This is a genomic window from Xanthomonas sp. DAR 80977 (assembly GCF_041240605.1).
GTDB classification, from domain to species: Bacteria; Pseudomonadota; Gammaproteobacteria; order Xanthomonadales; family Xanthomonadaceae; genus Xanthomonas_A; species Xanthomonas_A bundabergensis.
In genome coordinates this window covers 1,175,010-1,194,915 of record NZ_CP162487.1, presented here as the reverse complement: position 1 = coordinate 1,194,915, position 19,906 = coordinate 1,175,010, and the positions used below count along the sequence as shown (strand labels likewise).

At 70.3% G+C, this 19,906-nt stretch carries 19 protein-coding genes; 11 read left to right on the top strand and 8 right to left on the bottom strand.

The window, feature by feature from the left end; translation table 11 throughout:
* Positions 1–9: 9 nt before the first annotated feature.
* The 7 genes from AB3X10_RS05080 to gmk all read right to left on the bottom strand — a co-directional run bounded on the left by AB3X10_RS05080 (position 10) and on the right by gmk (position 7,735).
* The gene (locus AB3X10_RS05080) at positions 10–252 is read right to left on the bottom strand and encodes a type B 50S ribosomal protein L31 (protein ID WP_145702641.1); all 243 of its coding nucleotides are present in this window, start codon (positions 250–252) and stop codon (positions 10–12) included.
* Between the two features lie 162 nt (positions 253–414).
* Positions 415–1,353, bottom strand: coding sequence for a nucleoside hydrolase (locus tag AB3X10_RS05075; RefSeq protein ID WP_369979602.1), 939 nt, complete (start codon positions 1,351–1,353; stop codon positions 415–417).
* 137 nt (positions 1,354–1,490) lie between these two features.
* Positions 1,491–3,647: an ATP-dependent DNA helicase RecG gene (recG, locus tag AB3X10_RS05070; protein WP_369979600.1), complete on the bottom strand. Its 2,157-nt coding sequence runs from the start codon at positions 3,645–3,647 to the stop codon at positions 1,491–1,493.
* 9 nt (positions 3,648–3,656) lie between these two features.
* On the bottom strand, positions 3,657–4,040 hold the full coding sequence (locus AB3X10_RS05065) for a RidA family protein (RefSeq protein ID WP_369979599.1): 384 nt from the start codon (positions 4,038–4,040) through the stop codon (positions 3,657–3,659).
* Positions 4,041–4,420: 380 nt separating this feature from the next.
* Positions 4,421–6,592 (bottom strand): RelA/SpoT family protein, encoded by a 2,172-nt coding sequence (locus tag AB3X10_RS05060; protein WP_145702649.1) that lies wholly within the window; start codon positions 6,590–6,592, stop codon positions 4,421–4,423.
* Between the two features lie 101 nt (positions 6,593–6,693).
* A complete protein-coding gene (gene rpoZ / locus AB3X10_RS05055) occupies positions 6,694–6,993 on the bottom strand; it encodes a DNA-directed RNA polymerase subunit omega (protein WP_010343101.1) in 300 nt (99 codons plus the stop codon).
* Positions 6,994–7,105: 112 nt separating this feature from the next.
* Positions 7,106–7,735, bottom strand: a complete 630-nt coding sequence (gene gmk, locus AB3X10_RS05050) for a guanylate kinase (RefSeq protein ID WP_369979597.1) — start codon at positions 7,733–7,735, stop codon at positions 7,106–7,108.
* Positions 7,736–8,125: 390 nt separating this feature from the next.
* Between gmk and AB3X10_RS05045 the strand changes: the two genes are divergently transcribed.
* From AB3X10_RS05045 to AB3X10_RS04995, 11 genes are all read left to right on the top strand, one after another.
* Positions 8,126–8,656, top strand: coding sequence for an RNA polymerase sigma factor (locus tag AB3X10_RS05045; RefSeq protein ID WP_369979595.1), 531 nt, complete (start codon positions 8,126–8,128; stop codon positions 8,654–8,656).
* Positions 8,657–8,759: 103 nt separating this feature from the next.
* Positions 8,760–9,806, top strand: coding sequence for a FecR family protein (locus tag AB3X10_RS05040; RefSeq protein WP_369979594.1), 1,047 nt, complete (start codon positions 8,760–8,762; stop codon positions 9,804–9,806).
* Positions 9,807–9,938: 132 nt separating this feature from the next.
* Positions 9,939–13,088: a TonB-dependent receptor gene (locus AB3X10_RS05035; protein ID WP_369979592.1), complete on the top strand. Its 3,150-nt coding sequence runs from the start codon at positions 9,939–9,941 to the stop codon at positions 13,086–13,088.
* A gap of 95 nt (positions 13,089–13,183) precedes the next feature.
* Entirely contained in the window at positions 13,184–14,011 is an 828-nt protein-coding gene (locus tag AB3X10_RS05030) for a Slam-dependent surface lipoprotein (protein WP_369979590.1), read from the top strand.
* Positions 14,012–14,113: 102 nt separating this feature from the next.
* Complete coding sequence (locus AB3X10_RS05025; RefSeq protein ID WP_369979588.1) at positions 14,114–15,616, top strand: surface lipoprotein assembly modifier; 1,503 nt, start codon at positions 14,114–14,116, stop codon at positions 15,614–15,616.
* A gap of 72 nt (positions 15,617–15,688) precedes the next feature.
* Positions 15,689–16,294, top strand: coding sequence for a biliverdin-producing heme oxygenase (locus AB3X10_RS05020; RefSeq protein ID WP_369979586.1), 606 nt, complete (start codon positions 15,689–15,691; stop codon positions 16,292–16,294).
* A gap of 25 nt (positions 16,295–16,319) precedes the next feature.
* Positions 16,320–16,715, top strand: coding sequence for a YbaN family protein (locus tag AB3X10_RS05015; protein WP_369979585.1), 396 nt, complete (start codon positions 16,320–16,322; stop codon positions 16,713–16,715).
* Positions 16,715–17,059 (top strand): hypothetical protein, encoded by a 345-nt coding sequence (locus AB3X10_RS05010; protein ID WP_369979583.1) that lies wholly within the window; start codon positions 16,715–16,717, stop codon positions 17,057–17,059. Before AB3X10_RS05015 ends, AB3X10_RS05010 begins: the two co-directional genes overlap by 1 nt.
* Positions 17,049–17,786, top strand: coding sequence for a tonB-system energizer ExbB (gene exbB, locus AB3X10_RS05005; RefSeq protein ID WP_369979581.1), 738 nt, complete (start codon positions 17,049–17,051; stop codon positions 17,784–17,786). The genes AB3X10_RS05010 and exbB overlap by 11 nt, the downstream gene beginning before the upstream one ends.
* Before the next feature lie 10 nt (positions 17,787–17,796).
* Positions 17,797–18,225, top strand: a complete 429-nt coding sequence (gene exbD / locus AB3X10_RS05000) for a TonB system transport protein ExbD (protein ID WP_369979579.1) — start codon at positions 17,797–17,799, stop codon at positions 18,223–18,225.
* A complete protein-coding gene (locus AB3X10_RS04995; protein WP_369979577.1) occupies positions 18,222–18,947 on the top strand; it encodes an energy transducer TonB in 726 nt (241 codons plus the stop codon). Before exbD ends, AB3X10_RS04995 begins: the two co-directional genes overlap by 4 nt.
* Positions 18,948–18,999: 52 nt before the next feature.
* Here the strand turns inward: AB3X10_RS04995 and AB3X10_RS04990 are convergent, their stop codons facing one another.
* Positions 19,000–19,860, bottom strand: a complete 861-nt coding sequence (locus AB3X10_RS04990; RefSeq protein WP_369979575.1) for a YicC/YloC family endoribonuclease — start codon at positions 19,858–19,860, stop codon at positions 19,000–19,002.
* Positions 19,861–19,906: the final 46 nt, after the last annotated feature.

The window sequence follows — 19,906 nt, the reverse complement described above, 5'->3', positions numbered from 1 at the left end:
ACCGTTCGATCAGCGCGCGTAGCGCTTCTGGAACTTGTCGATGCGGCCGCTGGTGTCGATGACCTTGTGCTTGCCCGTGTAGAACGGGTGCGAAGCCGAGGAGATTTCGACCTTGATCAGCGGATATTCTTCGCCGTCCTCCCACTTGACCTTGTCCTTCGAGGACATGGTCGAACGGGTCAGGATCTTGAAATCGGAGGTGACGTCGTGGAACACGACGTTGTGGTACTGAGGATGGATGTCGGCCTTCATGGGCTCGCACCGTAGGGGGCTGCTGGACAAGAGGGAAACTATAGCAAGCCACCCGGCCTGCGCGCAAGGACAACTTACGCGGAATTCACGCCGGCCGGTGCCGAGGTGCGGGCCTGGCTCGCGGGCGCCCGCGAGCCGCCCCGCCCGCCCCGCCCGCCCGGCTCAACCGGCGCCGACCGCCGCGCGCGCCAGCGCCTGGAAGCGGGCCTGGTCGTAGCGGATCAGCATGGCCGCGTTGTCGGCCAGGCCGAGTTGGCGGTTCCAGTCGACCAGGGTGGCGCCGCGGCTGTGCACCCCGGCCAGTTCGACCTGCAGCGGCCGCGACTGCACCTCCAGCGCGCCCTCGGGCTGCAGCGCCCAGGCCATCGCCAGCGCATCGGCGGCATACCAGTGCTCGCCGCGCGAATCCTCCGACCACAGCCGGGTCTTGCGCGAGATCGCGTCGTAGAAGCGCGCCTTGTCCGCGTCCGCCGCCAGCCACTGCTCGACCTCGCGGTGCGGCAGGCCATGCGCCACGGTCGCCTCCCAGTCGGCGACCTCGACGTGCGGGAACCCGGAAAACACGATGTGCGCCGCCTCCGGGTCGAAGGCGATGTTGAACTCGGCGGCCGGGGTGATGTTGCCGTGGCAGGTGATCGCCCCGCCCATGACCACGAAGCGGCGCACCCGCTGCGGCAGGGTCGGATCCAGCTTCAGCGCAAGGGCGATATTGGTCAGCGGGCCGAGCGCGACCAGCAGCAGCGAACCGGCGTACCGGTGCGACAGGCGCAGGATCGCCAGGGCCGCGTGCTCGCTCTCGGCGGCGCGCGCCGCCGGTGCCAGGCCGACGTCGCCGAAGCCGTCCAGGCCGTGCACGTGGGCGGCGTCCACCGCCGGGTGCAGCAGCGGATCGGCGCAGCCGGCGAACACCGGCACCTCCTCGCGCCCGGCCACTTCGCACAGCTTCAGCGCATTGCGCACGGTGTGCTGCAGGCCGACGTTGCCGGCGGCGATGGTCAGGCCGACGACGTCGTGGCGGTCGTCGGCGAAGGCCATCAGCAAGGCCAGGGCATCGTCCACGCCGGGATCGGTGTCGATCAGCAGGGGAATCTTGTCGCTCATGCGGGATTCTTCGTCAGTCCGTTCGGCCGCCGAGTCTGGCACCGCGACGCGGACCTGGGAAGCCGGGATTGGGGATTCGAGATTGGGGATTCGCAGGGCACGGCTGTTCACCAATCCCCAATCCCCAATCCCGGCTCCTAGGCCCCCGCGAACCGCGCTGCGCCTCCTACCCAGCGCGCGACGATGCGATCGGCCAGGCCCGGCGACTCGGCCAGCAGCCGCTCGGCCAGCGCGTGCACCCGCGGCAGCAGGCCGGCGTCGCGCGCCAGGTCGGCGACACGGAAGGCCGCCAGGCCGGTCTGGCGGGTACCGAGCAGTTCGCCGGGGCCGCGCAGTTCCAGGTCCTTCTCGGCGATGACGAAGCCGTCGTTGGTCTGGCGCATGGTCTGCAGCCGCTGCCGCGCCATCGCCGACAGCGGCGCCTGGTACATCAGCACGCAACTGGAGGCGGCCGCGCCGCGCCCGACCCGGCCGCGCAGCTGGTGCAACTGCGCCAGGCCCAGGCGCTCGGCGTTCTCGATGATCATCAGCGAGGCGTTGGGCACGTCGACGCCGACCTCGATCACCGTGGTGGCGACCAGCAGGTCGATCTCGCCCTGCTTGAACGCGCGCATCGCCGCCTGCTTCTCGGCGCCCTTCATGCGCCCATGCACCAGCCCCACCTTCAGCTCCGGCAGCTGCGCCGACAAGGCCTCGTAGATGGCCTGCGCGGCGCTGGCGTCGATGCGGTTGCCGGCAATGGCGCCCCGCCCCTGCGCGGGCTTGTCGCCCTCTTCGGCTTCGTCGATCAGGGTGCACACCCAGTACGCCTGGCGGCCCTCGGCGCAGGCCACGCGGATGCGCTGCACCAGCTCCGGGCGGCGCTCGGCGCTGAGCACGATGGTCTGCACCGGGGTGCGCCCGGGCGGCAGTTCGTCGATCGCCGACACGTCCAGGTCGGCGTAGGCGGCCATCGCCAGCGTGCGCGGGATCGGGGTGGCGGTCATCACCAACTGGTGCGGCACGCCGGCGCCGGTGGCGCCCTTGTCGCGCAAGGCCAGGCGCTGGTGCACGCCGAAGCGGTGCTGCTCGTCGACGATGGCCAGGGCCAGGTCGTGGAAGGCCACCGCGGCCTGCATCAGCGCATGCGTGCCGACCACCACCTGCGCCTCGCCCGAGGCGATCTGCGCCAGCACCGCGGCGCGCGCCTTGCCGGTGACCTTGCCGGCCAGCCAGGCGACGCGGATGCCCAGCGGCTCCAGCCAGGCGCGCAGGTTGGCCAGGTGCTGCTCGGCGAGCAGTTCGGTCGGCGCCGCCAGCGCGGCCTGCTTGCCCTTGTCCACCGCCAGCATCGCCGCCAGCGCCGCGACCACGGTCTTGCCGCTGCCGACGTCGCCCTGCACCAGGCGCAGCATCGGCGACGGCTTTTCCAGGTCGGCGCGGATCTGCGCGAACACCCGCTGCTGCGCGCCGGTCAGCCGGAACGGCAGCGACTGCTGCAGGCGCTTGGCCAGCAGGCCGCGCCCGCGCAGCGACGGCGAACGCTGGCGCTGCAGGGCGATGCGCTGGCGGCGCAGGCTCAGGTGATGCGCCAGCAGCTCTTCCAGCGCCAGCCGCTGCTGCGCCGGATGCAGGCCGGCGGCGAGCGCGGCCAGGTCGGCCTGCGGCGGCGGCCGGTGCGCGATCAGCAGCGCGCTGCGCAGCGACGGCAGGCCCAGTTCGGCCAGCATCGCCGCCGGCAGCAATTCCAGCGAGGCTTCGGCCGGCAGCCGGTCCAGCGCCTGCCCGATCAGCTTGCGCAGCGTCGCCGGGCCGATGCCTTCGACCGCCGGATACACCGGGTCCAGGCTGTCGTCCAGGCCGGCAGCGGCGGCGTCGCCGAGGATCTGGTAACTCGGGTGCACGATCTCCAGCCCGTGCTGGCCCGGCTTGGGCGTGCCGAACGCGCGCAGCCGCGCGCCCACCGCGAACTGCGCCACCTGCGCGGCGCGGAACTGGAAGAAGCGCAGCACCAGCGTGCCGCGCGAGTCGTCGGCCACCGCCACGCGCAGCATCGGCCGGTAGCGGAAACCGCGATCCACCGCCTCCACCCGCACTTCGACCTGGGCCGGGATGCCCGGCTGCAGCGCCGCCACCGGGGTCAGCCGGGTGCGGTCCTCATAGCGCAGCGGCAGGTGCAGCCACAGGTCCTGCAGGGTCAGCAGGCCGCGCGCGGCGAACTTCTCGGCGACCTTCGGGCCGACGCCCGGCAGCGCCGACAACGGCGCCTCGCCTGCCGCCGACAGCGCCGGCGCCGGAACCTGCACGCGCGGCACGGGCGAAGGTCAGTCGAGCACCATCACCGCATCGACCTCGAAACCGACGCCTTTCGGCAGGCCGGACACCTCGATGGTGGAACGCGCGGGGAACGGCGCCTGGAAATAGTCCTGCATCACCGCATTGACCTGGGCGAACTGCGACAGGTCGGTGAGGTACAGGCCCAGCCGCACGATCCGGTCGAGCGAACCGCCGGCCGCCTCGGCCACCGCCTTGAGATTGTCGAAGGCGCGGCGCGCCTGCGCGCCGATATCGCCGGGCACGACCTCGCCGGTGGCCGGATCCAGCGGGATCTGGCCGGAGAAGTACATCGTGTTGCCGGCGCGCACCGCCTGCGAATACGGACCGATCGCGGCCGGTGCCTGCTCGGTGTGGATGATCTGGCGGGACATGGCGTGCTCCGAACGGAAGAAATGGAGAGACATTTTACTCGGAGCGGGGATTGGGGATTGGGGATTGGGGATTGGGGATTCGAGCTTGGGGATTGGGGATGACCAGCCGGCCGATGCTGGAAGCCGGGATTGCGGATTTACGCAATCGCTGCAATTTTGTAGGAGCGGCTTCAGCCGCGACGCCTTCCGGTCGCGGCTGAAGCCGCTCCTACAAAAAGCGCCAGTCAGCCACTCAGGCGATGTCGTCTTGCGACGGCTGACGACAGTCCCAGTGGAATCGCTCGATAGCCACCGCACCGTGCCGCATCCCGATCCCGGCCTTCAACAGCGCAAGCCGGCCATCCCCAATCCCGAATCCCCAATCCCCAATCCCGGCCCCACTACTGCCGCCGCACACTCTGCACCGCCGTCAGCCGCCGCAAGCGGCGCATCACTTCGGCCAGGTGGTTGCGGTCGCGCACCTGGATGTTGAAGCGCAGCACCGCGGCATTGAAGTCGCGGTCCAGGTAGTCCACGCGCTCGATGTTGGACTGGCTCTGCGCGATCGCCGCGGCCAGCTGCGCCAGCACGCCGGTGCGGTTCTCCACGTCCACCACCAGCGCGGTGTCGTAGTCGCCGATGACGCTGGTGTCCCAGCCGATCGGCACCCAGCGTTCGGGCGACTTGCGCAGTTCGGCCAGGTTCGGGCAATCCAGCCGGTGCACGACGATGCCCTTGCCGGCGGTGTGGTAGCCCATGATCTCGTCGCCGGGGATCGGCTGGCAGCAGTTGGCGAAGCTGACCACGCCGCGCTCGGTGCCGTTGATCAGGATCTTTTCCTGCGAATGCTTGGAATGGCCGCCGCCGCGCAGTTCCGCATAGGCCATCAGCGCCTGCGCGGCCTGGTTCGGCATCCAGTTGCCCAGCGCGATGTCGGCCAGCAGCGCCTCCAGGCGCGGATAACGGTGCTCGCTGAGGAACGAGTCCAGGCGCCCCTTCGGCAGCCGCTCCAGCGCGCTGTCCATCGCCTCCAGCGCGCGGTCGAGCATGCGGTGGCCGAGCTGCACCGCGTCCTCGTGCTCGAGCTGCTTGAGCTGGTGGCGGATCGCGGTGCGCGCCTTGCTGCTGACCACGAACTCCAGCCACTGCGGCTTGGGCGTGGCCGAGCGCGCGGTGATCACTTCCACGGTCTGCCCGCTGACCAGCTTGGTGCGCAGCGGCACCAGCTTCTTGTCCACGCGCGAGGCCACCGCGCGGTTGCCGACGTCGGTATGCACCGCATAGGCGAAGTCCAGCGCGGTGGAGTTGCGCGGCAGCGCCAGGATCTTGCCCTTCGGCGTGAACAGGTAGACCTCGTCCGGGAACAGGTCGACCTTGACGTTGTCCAGGAATTCCAGCGACGAGCCGGCGGCGCGCTGCGATTCGATCAGCTCCACGATCCACGCGTGCGCGCGGCTCTGCGCGCTGTTGGGCGAATCGCCGCCGAACTTGTAGGTCCAGTGCGCGGCCACGCCGCGCTCGGCGATCAGGTCCATTTCCTCGGTACGGATCTGCACCTCGATCGGCGAGCCGTAGGGGCCGAACAGCACCGTGTGCAGCGACTGGTAGCCGTTGGCCTTGGGAATGGCGATGAAGTCGCGGAAGCGCGCATCCAGCGGCTTGAACGTGGCGTGCACCGCGCCCAGCGCGTGGTAGCAGTCCGGCACCCCGCGCACCACCAGGCGGAAGCCGAACACGTCCATCACCTGGTCGAAGGATTTGTTCTCGTCGCGCATCTTGTTGTAGATGCTCCACGGGGTCTTGATCCGGCTGACCAGGCGGTGCTCCAGCCCCTCCTTGGCCAGCCGCTGCGACAGCTGCACCTCCACCTGCGCCATCGATTCGCGGCGCACCACCGGCTGGCTGCGGATGTGCTTTTCGATGATCGCGTGGCGCCACGGGTGCAGCGCGCGGAAGCCGAGGTTCTGCAGCTCGGACTTCATCAGGCTCATGCCCAGGCGCTGGGCGATCGGCGCGTAGATCTCCAGCGTCTCGCGGGCGATGCGGCTGCGCGCCTCGGCGCTCTGCGCGCCGAGCGTGCGCATGTTGTGCAGGCGGTCGGCGAGCTTGATCATGATCACGCGCAGGTCGCGCGACATCGCCAGCAGCATCTTGCGGAAGCTCTCGGCGGCCGCTTCCTGGCGGTCGCGGAACTTCAGCTTGTCCAGCTTGGTGACCCCGTCCACCAGTTCGGCGACCGCCTCGCCGAATTCGGCGGCGAGCTCGGCGCGGGTCAGCGGCGTGTCCTCGATGGTGTCGTGCAGGATCGCCGCGATCAGCGCTTCCACGTCCAGGCCCAGTTCGGCCAGCACGCCGGCCACCGCCACCGGATGGGTGATGTAGGGCTCGCCCGACTTGCGGGTCTGCCCGGCGTGCGCGGCCGCGCCCACTTCCCACGCGCGCCGCAGCAACGGGATCTGCTCGGCCGGCAGATAGCTGGCGCTACGCTCGAGTTGCAGGACGTAATCGGGGATCGCTTCGCTGGCCGGCGACGGCGCGGCGGTGGCGACCTGGGCAGAAGGGCCTGGGTTCATGCGCGAAGACTATGCCAGCGGCGCAAGGACGGCAAACCCGCAAAACGAAACGGCCCGCGAATGCGGGCCGTTCGGCGAAGCATGGCCTTACGTGGACGAGATCAGTCGTCGTTCTTGGACATGTCCTCGTCGGCGACGACCTCGGCCGCAGCCCACTCCAGCGCTTCGCGCTCGGCACGCTCGCGCTCGGCCTTCTCGACTTCGTCGATCAGCGCGTTGTCGATCTTGCGCGCGGCGATCTCGCGCAGCGCCAGCACCGTGGGCTTGTCGGCCGATTCGGTGTTGTCGAGGGTGGCCTGCACGCCGTTGGCCAGCTGGCGGGCGCGCTTGGACGCCATCATGACCAGCTCGAAACGGTTGTTAACGACTTCCAGGCAATCTTCTACGGTGATGCGGGCCATGCGGGCTCCCGGCGGGCCGGTGGCGGCCACGCGCTCGAATGAGGGAAAGGGCAGCGATTGTAGGGTGCGGACCGGCCAAAATCAACCGACCCCTGTTCAGTTTCCTTTGGAATCAGCCAGTTGGCAGATCCTGGTCGAGCAGCGCGGCGATCAGGTCGGCGTGGCGCTGCTGCTGCGGCAGGCGCCGCAGGCGGCTGGCGACGAAGATCGCGCACATCTCGTCCACGGCGGTGTCGAACTCCTCGTTGACGATGACGTAGTCGAAGTCGGCGTAGTGCGACATCTCCTCGCGCGCCGCCGCCAGCCGCTGCGCGATCACCGCCTCGCTGTCCTGGCCGCGCTTGCGCATGCGCTGCTCCAGCGCCGCCCGCGACGGCGGCAGGATGAACACGCTGACCGCATCGGGCACCTTGGCGCGCACCTGGCGCGCGCCCTGCCAGTCGATCTCCAGCAGCACGTCGCGGCCGGCGGCCAGCTGCGGCTCCACCGATTGCCGCGCGGTGCCCTTCCAGTCGCCGTGGACACGGGCGTACTCGAAGAAGTCGCCGGCATCGATCATGCCCTGGAATTCGTCGGCGGACACGAAGTGGTAGTGCTCGGCATGGCGCTCGCCCGGCCGCGGCGCGCGCGAGGTGAACGAGATCGACAGGGCGATCTGCGGATCGCGCGCCAGGGTGGCGTTGACGATGCTGCTCTTGCCGGCGCCGGATGGCGCCGCAACGATATAGAGAGTGCCGCGCATCGCTCAGGTCTCGCCGTCGATTGAAGTCGGGGCGGCGCACGATACCAGCCCCAGCCGCGACCGCAAGCGACCGGGCGTCCCAGCGCCCGCCGCGCAGCGCCGCGCGCCCATGCCGCCCGCCCCCATTGGCCTGCTTAACATCATGATCCGCAAACGCTTTTCCCGCACCATCGGCGTACCTGGCGCAGCACCACCACATCGCCACGCCGCTGGCGGCGGCGCGAATCGGCGATCACTGGGTGGACCCGGCGCGGTGCCCGGCATCGGAAAGCGCAAGACTTCCACGCGCATGGCGACGCAGGACGGATCGCGCCGAACGCCCGGCTTAATTGAGAATAAATCTCATCCGCACTACACTCCGGTTCTTCTCCGTGGTCCTGGACGGATGCCATGTCCACTCCTCCCTCTCCCGCCACGCCTGGCTCGCTGGCGGACGAACTGGAAAGCAGCTACGCGGAACTGCACCGGTATGCCACGCGCAAGTACGCCGGCGCGGCGGGCGACATCGTGCACGATGCATGGATCCGCCTGGCGTCGCGCGAGCCAGGCCAGCACAGCGTCCGCGACCCGCTCACCTATCTGCGCCGCGTGGTCGACAACGTCGCGGTGGACCGGCATCGGCTGGCCGCCTCGCGCAGCCGCTTTGTCGCCGCCGCGGAGCCGCAGGACGACGCTCCCAGCCCGTGGCCGTCGCCCTACGAGGCGACCCTGGGCCAGCAGGAATACGCAGTGCTGCTGCAGGCGATCCGCGACCTGCCGGCGCAGGCGCGGCGGGTCTTCGTGCTGTTCCGCGGCCGCAACCTGAGCATGGCGCAGATCGCCGCACAGCTGGGCATTTCGCCGCGCACCGTGGAAAAGCACATCGCCGTCGCGCTCGCCCACTGCCGGCGGCGGCTGCGGGAGGCCGGCCGGGACATCTAGCGCGGCTACGGGATCGGCAGCGCTGGACCCGTCATGCTCATCAGTGACCCGCGGATTCCCTTCGCCGCGGACGACAACCCCATTCCTAGCGGATAGGCAGACGATGCCCGACACCCCCTCCGTCGACGACGACCTGTTCGACCAAGCCGTGCACTGGATCCTGCGCCTGGACGCAGCGCCCGGCGATGCGGACAGCGTGCGCCAGTACCGAGACTGGCTGGCCGTCGCCCCTGCCGCGCAGGCGGTGGCGGCGGCGCGCGCGCTGCTGGGCATGCTGCAGCGCCCCGCCGCCGAGGTCGGCGACGAACTCGGCATCGATCCGCTGCAGCCCGCGCCATCGCCCGCGACCGCGATCGCGGCAACCGCAGCGGCGGTCGCGCAGCGGCGTCCGCGCCGACAGCGGCGGCGATGGCAGGCGGTGGCCGCCGGGCTCGCCCTGGCGATCGGCGCCGGCACCTGGCTGGGCGCCGGCGGCCTGGACCGCTTGCGCAGCGATGCCTATACCGAGGTCGGCGCGATGCGGCGGCTGCAACTGCAGGACGGCAGCGTCGTCACCCTCAACACCGACAGCGCCATCGCCGTGCGCATGCACGACGGCGTCCGTTCGGTGCGGCTGCTGCGCGGCGAAGCCTTCTTCCAGGTCGCGCGCGACCCACGCCGCCCCTTCGTGGTGGACAGCGCCGGCGGCAGCGCGCGCGTGCTGGGCACCACGTTCAACGTCCACCTCGACGCCGCCGCGGCCCAGGTCAGCGTGGTCGAAGGCCGCGTCGCCGTGCGCCCGCCCGCCGGGGGAACAGGCACGGTGCTGGTCGCCGGGCAAAGCGCATGGCTGGCGGGGGAAAGCGTGCGCCGCGAGCCCGCCGTCGATCCGCTCGCGGTGGCCGCATGGCGACGGCGGCAGCTGGTCTTCTACAACACGCCGCTGTCGCAGGTGGTCCGCGAACTCTCGCGCTACCGCCACGGTTTCATCCAGCTGCGCGGCGACATCGGCGCACTGCCGGTCTCCGGCGCGTTCAACGTCGCCGACCCGGACGCCGGCCTGCAGGTGCTGCTGGACAGCCTGCAGCTCGACGCGGTGCGACTGGGATGGGCGACGTTCGTGTACCGGCCGGCGTCGGCTGCACACCCCAGCAAGGTGAACAAAACATAAACAAAAAGGGCGATGCAGCGCGTCGCCCACGCTTGGACTGGGTAGTCGGGCCGGACCGAACCCGTGTTGTCAGGAAGAACGTAATGATTTTCGTTCGCATCGCATACTTTCTTCCTCCCGATACCCGATTCCATGCCCATCGCCACCGCCGCCTTGCGCAAGGGCCGCTTCCCCGCCTGCCGCACCCTGCTCTCCAGCACCCTCGCCTCGCTTCTGTTCGGCCTCGCCACCATTGCGCATGCGCAGTCGCCGATCGCCGCGGCGGGCGCGCAGCAAGCGCGCTACGCCATCGACCTGGACGCGCAGCCGCTGCCCGACGCGCTGGTGAAGCTGTCCGCACAGACCGGATTGCAGGTGCTGTACAGCCGGCAGGAACCCTACGGCCTCGTCGCTCCCGCGGTGAAGGGCGACTACAGCGCCGAGCAGGCGCTGCAGCGACTGCTGCAGGGCAGCGGCCTGGTGCCACGGCGGACCGGCGCCAATGCGGTCACGCTGGAGACCGCGGCGCGCGCCCCGGCCCAGGCCGAACGCGAGCCTGCGATCGTCACCGACACCTTGAACGTGGCCGGTGCCGCCCGCGGCACCGCCACCGGCAGCGCGCGCGATGCGCAGGGCTACGACGACATCTACGACCTGGACCTGTCGACCGCCTACATCGGCCGCAGCGAAGTCGAACGCTACAAGGGCGCGACGCCGTCGGACCTGCTCAACGGCGTCGCCGGCGTGTTCAGCGGCGACGCCCGCAACAGCGGCGCGCTGGACATCAACATCCGCGGCATCCAGGGCCCCGGGCGCGTGCCGGTGACGATCGACGGTACCGAGCAGGCGCTGACCGTCTGGCGCGGCTACAACGGCGCCAGCAACCGCAACTACATCGACCCGTTCCTGATCGGCGGCATCCAGATCCTCAAGGGCCCTTCGCTGACCCGCAACGTCACCACCGGCGTCGGCGGCGCGATGGTCATCGACACCCTGGACGTGGACGACGTCGTCGCGCCAGGCCAGCGCTTCGGTGGCGAATTCAAGCTCGAAGGCAGCAGCAACGCGACCTCGCCGCGGTTGCCGACCCTGCACACCGGCGAGGACTACCGCACGGTCGCCGGCTTTCCGCAGGACACGCCGGCCATTCCCTATGCGGACCAGACGCTGCGGGTCACGCCCAGGACCGGTGGCGGCGGCTACAACGTCTTCGCCGGCGAGGACTACGCCTATCGTGTGGCCCTGGGCTGGCGCCCGAGCGACCGGCTCGACCTGCTGGCCGCCTATGCCTACCGCGAACGCGGCAACTACTATTCCGGCAGGCACGACACCGGCTACTACAGCGACGAACGCAGTTCCTATGCCGAGGACTACATCACCTCGATGGCGAACTACTGGAAACCCGGCAACGAGGTGACCAACACCTCCAGCCGGATGGAATCGTGGCTGTTCAAGGCCACCTGGCGCATCGACGACGCGCAGGCGCTGCAACTGGGCTACCGCGACAGCCTGTCCCACTACGGCGAGATCATGCCCTCGCGGATCATGAACTCGCAGGACCGCGGCGCGATCCAGTGGCCGCTGAGCCGGGTCGACGCCAAGGCCTACAACCTGGAATACAAGTGGCGGCCCGAGGACAGCCGCTGGATCGACCTGTACGCCAACCTGTGGCGTACCGACACGGCCAGCGACACCTACACCGCCGGCGGCTTCCCCAATTTCGCCCAGGGCGATCCGCAGTGGGGCTACGACCCGACGCTCAAGAACACCGCGCTGGCCAACGCCAGCAACGCGCGCAACGGCGTCACCCTCAGCAACAAGATCCGCTTCGGCGACGCGCTGGACCTGACCCTGGGCGGCAGTTTCCAACGCGAGACGCTGCGCTCGGACGACGCCTACTTCGGCACCAGCGACGGCTGGCGCATGTACCCGCGCGCCGGACGCCGCCAGGAGTGGCAGGCGAACTTCAATATCGAGTGGCGGCCGGTCGATTTCCTGACCTTCAGCGCAGGCGCGCGCTACACGTCCTATTGGGCCTACGACGATTTCCTCGCCGCCCACCCCGGACAGATACGGGCGAGCGCGACGACCGGCTACACCGTCGAGTACGCCACCACGCAGGCCTATACCCAGCAGGAACGCGAGGCGATGGCCGGCGAGAACCTGGAGGTCTACAGGATGCTGCTGGACCTGGGCGCGATCACCCAGGACATCTACGACCAGCTCGCCAACGAGCTGCTGGCCGCGGTGCCGACCAGCTACACGGTGAACCACAGCGTGCCCTGGGAAGCGGACGCCGACGGCAACTACAGCAAGGCCGGCAACGCCTGCCTCAACGGCACGCTGGACGGGGTCGCGAACGTCGTCGACGGGCTGTGCCGGGCCACCGCGGTCGGCACCAGCTACGTCGCGCAGGCCAGCAAGCGCAAGGACCACGGCTGGGTGCCGTTCTTCTCGGCCACGCTCGACTTCGGCGACTACAGCCGCGCCTATCTGCGCTACGGCGAGACGCTGCGCTTTCCGAGCATGTTCGAGAGCACGCTGGCCTTCTCCGCCTCGATCAATCCCTGGGGGCTGAAGCCGGAACACGCCTACAACTGGGAGCTGGCCTACGTGCACGACCTCGGCCACCTGCTGGCGTCCGATGCGACCGCCGACGTCAAGCTCGCCTACTACGTCAACAAGACCCGCGACGTGATCGAGCGCGATCCGCGCTTCAAGTTCGACAACGTCGACAAGCAGACCATCCGCGGCCTGGAATTGCAGGCACGCTACGACGGCGGCCGCCTGTTCACCGACCTGGGCGTGAACTACAGCCTGGAGAACCAGGTCTGCGACGAAAGCACCGCGGCCATCCTGAGCACCAGCAATGGCTATGCGCTCGGCAGCCAGGCCGTGCCGAACTGCGTGGACTACGGTTTCGTCGGCGGTTACCTGCTGACCCAGGCCGCGCCGGACCTGTCGGCGACCTGGTCGCTGGGCGGGCGTTTCCTCGACCGGCGCCTGGAGATCGGCGGGCGCGCCATCTATTTCAGGCAATACGAGAACCCCGACCTGGACTGGTACCGCGAGCACTCGATCCAAAGCGGCGGCGGGCGCCTGGTCTACAACTTCAACGTGCCGTTCTCCTGGGGCAAGACCCTGATCTTCGACGCCTACGCCAGCTACAGGCTGCGCGAGAACCTGAGCGTGGAACTGACCGGCACCAACCTGACCGACCAGTACTACGTCGACCCGGCCACGCGCTCGGCCGTGGCCGCACCCGGCAGGACCCTGAAACTCAGCCTGTCCGCGCGCTTCTGAGCGCGGCGGCAGCTGGCGAGCTTGGAGAAGTGACCGTAGAGGACAGGACGTCCGCACCAACGCAGTACCTCAATCCGCAAAAGGAGATTGGCAATATGAAGACGCAACGCACACTGTCCGTGTTCGCGCTGTCCGTGCTCGCCGTGGCCACCATCGGCGCCAGCCAGGCGGCGAATTTCAAGGGCGCCTCGAGCAATACCGGCAACGTCCAGGTCGGCGAATCCGACGTCAACGGCGGCCCGCACAGCAGCGGCAAGGCCGGCATTTCCGTCAACTCGACCGGCTTGGGCAACGAAGTCGATTTCCAGGGGCTCACCGCCTACAGCACCAAGACCAACAGCGCGGTGGACTGGAACAAGGACGGCACCAGCGACGGCACCAAGCTCGTGCACAAGCTCAACTTCCCGTACACCGGCGCGCCGGACAGCCACGACAACCTGGGCGTGTTCGTGTTCGCCCAGGTCGGCGCGCAGGACGTGTGGTTCGGCGAATGGTCCGCGTACGGCACCAGCGGCGACAGCACCCGCACCGTCTACTACATCGGCGACAACGGCGACACCACCGTTCCCACCACCGGCTCGGCCACCTACAACGTGGTCGGCATCAACAACTACAACGCCGCGGCCAACGGCGGCAACGGCAACCTGCTGTCGGGCGTGTTCACCGCCAACTTCGGCACCGGCACGCTGACCGGCAGCATCGCCAACAGCAGCAGCGGCTACACGGTGAACATCGGCTCGGCCACCATCAACAGCAATGCCAGCATTTCCGGCAGCACCGCGCTGGCGACGCAGTCGGGCAGCCTGGTGGCCTCCGGCGGCGCGGTGTCCGGCCAGTTCTACAGCGGGCAGACCGCCCTGGCCGGCATCGTCAACTTCAGCGGCACCCAGTACGACACCGCCTTCGGCGGTACCAAGAACTGAGCACGGCGCGCTGAGCATCCGCTCTGCGCCGTTCAGTCGATGATCCGGGCAGGACAAGCCAAGGCCAAGCCAGTCCTGCCCACCACCTGGCCTATCGATTCGATGCACCCCATTTCTCCTGCGTGGCCTGCGCTGCTCGCCGCCCTCCTCGTCCTGGCAGCGTCGCTGCCGGCGATCCCCGCCGCGGCACAGGAACGCGACGATACCCGCCGCATGCTCGACCAGGGCGTGGAGCGGCATGCGCTGCAGCGCGAACGCGAGCTGCTCAAGGACGAACTCGACGAGGATGCGCCGCGTCCGACGCTCGACATCGAGGGCAAGTCCTACACCGTCGAGCACAACGCCAGCGACGTCGGCCGCGCGCTGTACCTGTCGATCCAGCAAAAGCGGTGGGACGCGGTGCAACGCTTCCTGGACGAGTACCTGACCCTGGCCGACCGCGACCCATTGCTGGTGCACTACGCGCAGGGCGCACTGGCGCGGCGCGAGGACCGCTATGCGCAAGCCGAGCGCCACTACCGCACGCTGCTCGAACTCAAGCCGGATTTCCTGCCCGGCCGCCTGGAGCTGGCCCGCGTGCTGTTCGAGGACCAGCAGGACCGCGAGGCGGGCGAGCTGTTCGACGCCATCGCCGCCGCCGTCGATGCCGGCGATCCCAGGACCGCCGGGGTGCGCAAGAGCGTGCAAGCGTTCCAGCGCGCGCTGGCCGGCCGCCGCGCGTGGAGCGGCGCGTTCGCGTTCGGCCCGACCTGGAACGACAACCTCAACCGCAGCTCCGCCAGCCGTACCTGCCTGCTCGCCGACAGCAGCGGCGTGTGCTACATCGACCGGCAACTGCCGGCCGCGATCGGCGCCGGCGGGGTGGACTACGACGCCAGCCTCGACAAGCGCCTGCCGCTGCGCGGCCATCACGGCCTGTACCTGCGTTCGCTGCTGTTCGGCTACGGCTACCGCGGCCACAGCGCCTACAACGAACTGACCACGACCACCCAGGCCGGCTACAGCTACCGCAGCGGCCGCCACGGCATTTCGCTGGCGCCGTCGTTCGAGTACTACGCCTGGGGCAACGACGCGCTGTACGCGGCCTGGGGCGTGCACGGGGAATGGAACTGGACGCTGTCGCCCAGCTCGCTGCTGAAGCTGGAAGCCGACTACAAGGACATGCGCTACCGGCGCCAGGACTATGCGCGCAACTACGACGGCGGCCTGCGTTCGGCCTACGCCACCTATTTCCGCAGCCTGGGGCCGCGCTGGACCGTGTTCGGCGGCATCGACGTGGTGGCCAGCGATGCGCAGCAGGCCGCGAACGGCTACCTGCAGCGCGGCGCGCGGCTGGGCGCGTCGCTGCAATGGCCGGCCGGTGTCGTCGGCAGCGCGTTCGCCTCGTACCGGCGCCGCGACTACGACGCCTACAGCGCCGTGCTAGGCGCGCGCCGCCGCGACGACGAGCAGAACTACACCGTCGTGCTGAAGGCGCCGCGCCTGGCCTTCGCCGGTTTCACCCCGCTGCTCAGCCTGCGCCACAACCGCGTCCACAGCAACGTGGACTGGCTGTACGGCTACGACAAGAACGCGATCAGCCTGAAGCTGGAGCGCGTGTTCTGAACCCGGCACGGCGTGCCGACCCTGCCCCCTGCCCACCTGCGAAACCCGCCCTGCCGACCACGAGCCCGCGCCATGACCGAATGCTTCGCCGACACCACCCGCAGCCAGCGCCTGAAGGCCGCCACCCACGCCGCGCACGCGCGCCTGGACCAGCGCATCATGGCCGCGCAACCGTTCGCATCGCGCGCGAACTACGCGCGCTTCGTGCAGGTGCAGTATTGCTTCCACTGCGACATGGAGAGCGTGTACCGCAACCCGGTGCTGGCCAGCGTGATCCCCGAACTGGCGCAGCGGCGGCGCCTGCCGCAGTTGCTGGCCGACCTGGCCGACCTGGGCGTCGCGGTTCCTGCCACGCCCCCGGCGCCGGCGCCGGACGGCCGCTACTACGAAAAGCAGGTCAACGCGCTGGGCTGGCTGTACGTGGCCGAAGGGTCCAACCTGGGCGCGGCGATCCTGGCCAAGCTGGCCGCCAGGCTGGGACTGCACGAGCAGTTCGGTGCGCGCCACCTCGCCGGCCACCCGGACGGGCGCGCGCGGCATTGGCGCCAGTTCACCGCCGCGCTCGACAGCGTGCCGCTGGATCCCGCGCATGAGCAGGCCGTGGTCGCTGCGGCGTGCGCCGCGTTCGATCGCGTCTATGCCCATGTCGACACCTATCTTGCGGATGGCGCGCGATGACGCCGTGCCGCGCGGAGATGCGGCGATGGCGCTGAGCCGCGGCGCGTGGTTCTGCCTGGGCCTGCTGATGCTGGCGCTGGGCCTGATCGGCGCGTTGCTGCCGGTGATGCCGACCACGATCTTCCTGATCCTGGCGGCGTGGTGCTTCTCGCACTCCTCGCCGCGGCTGGAGGCGTGGCTGCTGCAGCATCCCCGCTACGGCGCCGCCTTGCGGCTGTGGCGCGAACAGGGCGCGATCACGCGCCGCGGCAAGTGCTTCGCCGGCGCCGGCATGGGCCTGGGCTACGTGCTGTTCTGCTGCGGCGCGCATCCGGGCTGGAAGCTGGCGCTGGGCGTGGGCCTGTTCTTCGCCGGCAGCGCCGCCTACGTGCTGTCGCGTCCCGCACCGCGCCGCGCCGCCGATGCGCAGGGAGCGCCGTGATGCCGGGCAAGATCCGCGCGCGGCGCCGGCATCGGCACGCGCGCCGCGCCGATCCGTGTTCGGCGCTGCTGCGCGGCGCCGGATTGAACGTCACCTACGCGCGCCTGGCCGCGGTGCGGCTGGCGCCGCAGGTGCTCAGCGCGCACGGCCAGCTGACGCCGCAGCACCTGCATGCCGCCGCGCGCGACGCCGGCTACGCGATCTCGGCATCGGCCTGGTACCGGGTGCTGGCCTGCCTGCAATCGGCCGGCCTGCTGCCGGACGCGCCGCACGCCCACGCCATGACGCGAACCCCCACCCCCGCCCTTCGTTCCGACCCGCAGGATGACGACCATGCAGGCTGATATCGCCCCTCCCCCCGTGCTGCCGCCCGACCTGGGGCCCTGGCAGATGTTCCTGCACGCCGACCTGGTGGTGCAGGCGGTGATGGTCGGCCTGGCCATCGCCTCGGTCGCCACCTGGACGGTGCTGGTGGCCAAGAGCTGGGAACTGGCGCGGCTCGGGCAGGCGCTGCAGGCCGCGCGCACGGCGCTGTCGCAAGCGCAGGACCTGGCCGATGCCGAGCGCCGCCCGCCGCTGGCGGTGCCTGCGGCGCAGCTGTTGCTGGGCGAGGCCCGCGCCGAGCTGCAGCACTCCAGCGGCCTGGAGGACACGGCCGGGATCAAGGAACGGCTGGCCTCGCGCCTGGAGCGGGTCGAACTGGGCCATGCGCGGCAACTGCGCAAGGGCACCGGCCTGCTCGCCACGATCGGCGCCACTGCGCCGTTCGTCGGCCTGTTCGGCACCGTGTGGGGCATCATGAACAGCTTCGTCGGCATCGCCCGTGCCAACACCACCAACCTGGCGGTGGTCGCGCCCGGCATCGCCGAGGCATTGCTCGCGACCGCGCTGGGCCTGGTCGCCGCGATCCCGGCGGTGGTGATCTACAACCATTTCGCGCGCACGCTGGGCGGCTTGCGCCAGCAGCTGGGCGATCTGTCGGCCGGCGTGCAGCAGTTGGTGTCGCGCGACCTGGACCGCCAGGCATCCAGGCCCGCTGCGCAAGGCGCGCCGATGGCCGGCATGGAGTGAGGAAACCGGCATGGCGATCCGTACCGACCGAGACGACGACGACGATGCGCTGGACGAGAACCACGCGATCAACGTCACTCCGCTGATCGACGTGATGCTGGTGCTGCTGATCATCTTCATGGTCGCCGCGCCGCTGGCCACGGTGGAGGTGCCGGTGGAACTGCCCGCCAGCACCGCGGCGCCGCAACCCAGGGACCGCGACCCGGTCTACCTGACCCTGGGCAAGGACCTGGGCCTGCGCCTGGGCGACACCCGGATCGAGCGCGATGCGCTGCAGCCGGCGCTGGACCGGCTGACCCGGGGCGACCGCGCGCAGCGCATCTTCCTGCGCGCCGACCGCGCGGTGGCCTACGGCGAGCTGATGCAGACCATGGACGCGCTGCGCGATGCAGGCTACCTGAAGGTCGCGCTGGTCGGGCTGGAGCCGGCCGACCGATGAGCGCGGGGCCGCAGGCGCTGCGTCGCTGGCTGCTCAGCCTCGGCGGCGTGCTGGCGGCGCATGCGGCGCTCGCCGCCGCGCTGCTGTGCTGGCCGGCGCGCGACCGGCCGCCACCGCCCGCCGCGCCGGCGCAGGCGCTGATGCTGGAGCTGGCGCCTGCCCCGACCGCGCCGCCGGCGCCACCGACCGATGTGCCGCCGGGTCCGCCGCAGCAGGAGCGACGCCAGGCCCCGCGCGTGCGCGCACCGCTGCCGGCGTCGCCGCCGCAACCGCGGCATGCCGACCTGGAAGAACCGCAGCCGTCGGCGCCGGCGCAAGACCAGCAGCAGGCGTCCAGCGCCGCGCAGGCCAGCGCCCCGCCCAGCGTGGCGGCGCCGCCGGCCAGCCGCCATGCCGCGGCGCAGTCGCTGTCCGGCGAAGCGCAACAGCGGCGTGCCACCTGGCAGGCGCAGGTGCTGGGCCATCTGCAGCGCTACAAGCGCTACCCGCGGCCGGCGCAGCGGCGCCGCCAGGAAGGCGTGGTGCAGGTCCAGTTCGCCGTGGATCGGCGCGGCCATGCCAGCGCGATCCGCATCGTCCAGGGCAGCGGCTACGACACGCTGGACGGCGAGACCTTGGCGACGGTGCAGCGGGCCAGCCCGTTGCCGGCGCCGCCGCCGGAGATCGAAGGCGACCCGGTGCAGGTGGTGGTGCCGGTGGACTTCTTCCTGCGCGAACGCTGACGCGCCCGCGCCACGCCAGGTCGAAGCGCGGCGGGTCGCAGCGCGCGGACCGCTACTCCAGGTTCTGCACCTGCTCGCGGATCTGGTCGATCAGCACCTTCAGTTCCACCGCCGCGTTGGAGGTGCGGCTGTCCACCGACTTGGAACCCAGGGTGTTGGCCTCGCGGTTGAATTCCTGCAGCAGGAAATCCAGGCGCCGGCCGGCCGGCTCGGGCTGGCGCAGCACGCGGCGGATCTCCTTGATGTGGCTGCCGAGCCGGTCCAGCTCTTCGTCCACGTCGAGCTTCTGCAGCCACAGCACCAGTTCCTGCTCGGCGCGGCCGGGATCGACCGGATGCGGCAGGTCGGCCAGGCGCGCGGCCAGCTTGGCGCGCTGGCCCTCGCGGATGGCCGGGATCAGTTCCTTCACCTCGCCGGCGATGCGCTCGACCGCATCGACCCGCTCGACGATGGCCGCCGCCAGCTTGCCGCCCTCGCGCTCGCGCGCGGCGACGAACTCGGCCACCACCTCGTCCAGCAGCTCCAGCGCCTGCGCCTGCAACGCGGCCGGATCGACCGCCTGTCCCTGCAGCACGCCGGGCAGCTGCAGCAGGTCGGCGAACTGCACCTGCAGTTGCGGGAAGCGCGCGCCGAGCCGCTGCGCCAGCACCGCCAGCTGTTCGACCAGCGGCTCGTTCACCGCCAGCGACTGCGCCGCGTCGGGCGCGCGCAGGCGCAGCATCAGGTCCAGCTTGCCGCGGCTGACCCGCGCGGCCAGGCGCTCGCGCAACTGCGGCTCCAGCGCGCGCAGCTCCTCCGGCAGGCGCACGCCCACTTCCAGGAAACGGTGGTTGACCGAGCGCAGTTCGCAGCCCAGCGTGCCCCAGGGAGTGATGCGCTCGGCGCCGGCGAAGGCGGTCATGCTGCGGATCATGCGGTGTTCCGGTGCGTGCAAAGCGCGAATGGTACCCTAGCGCCCC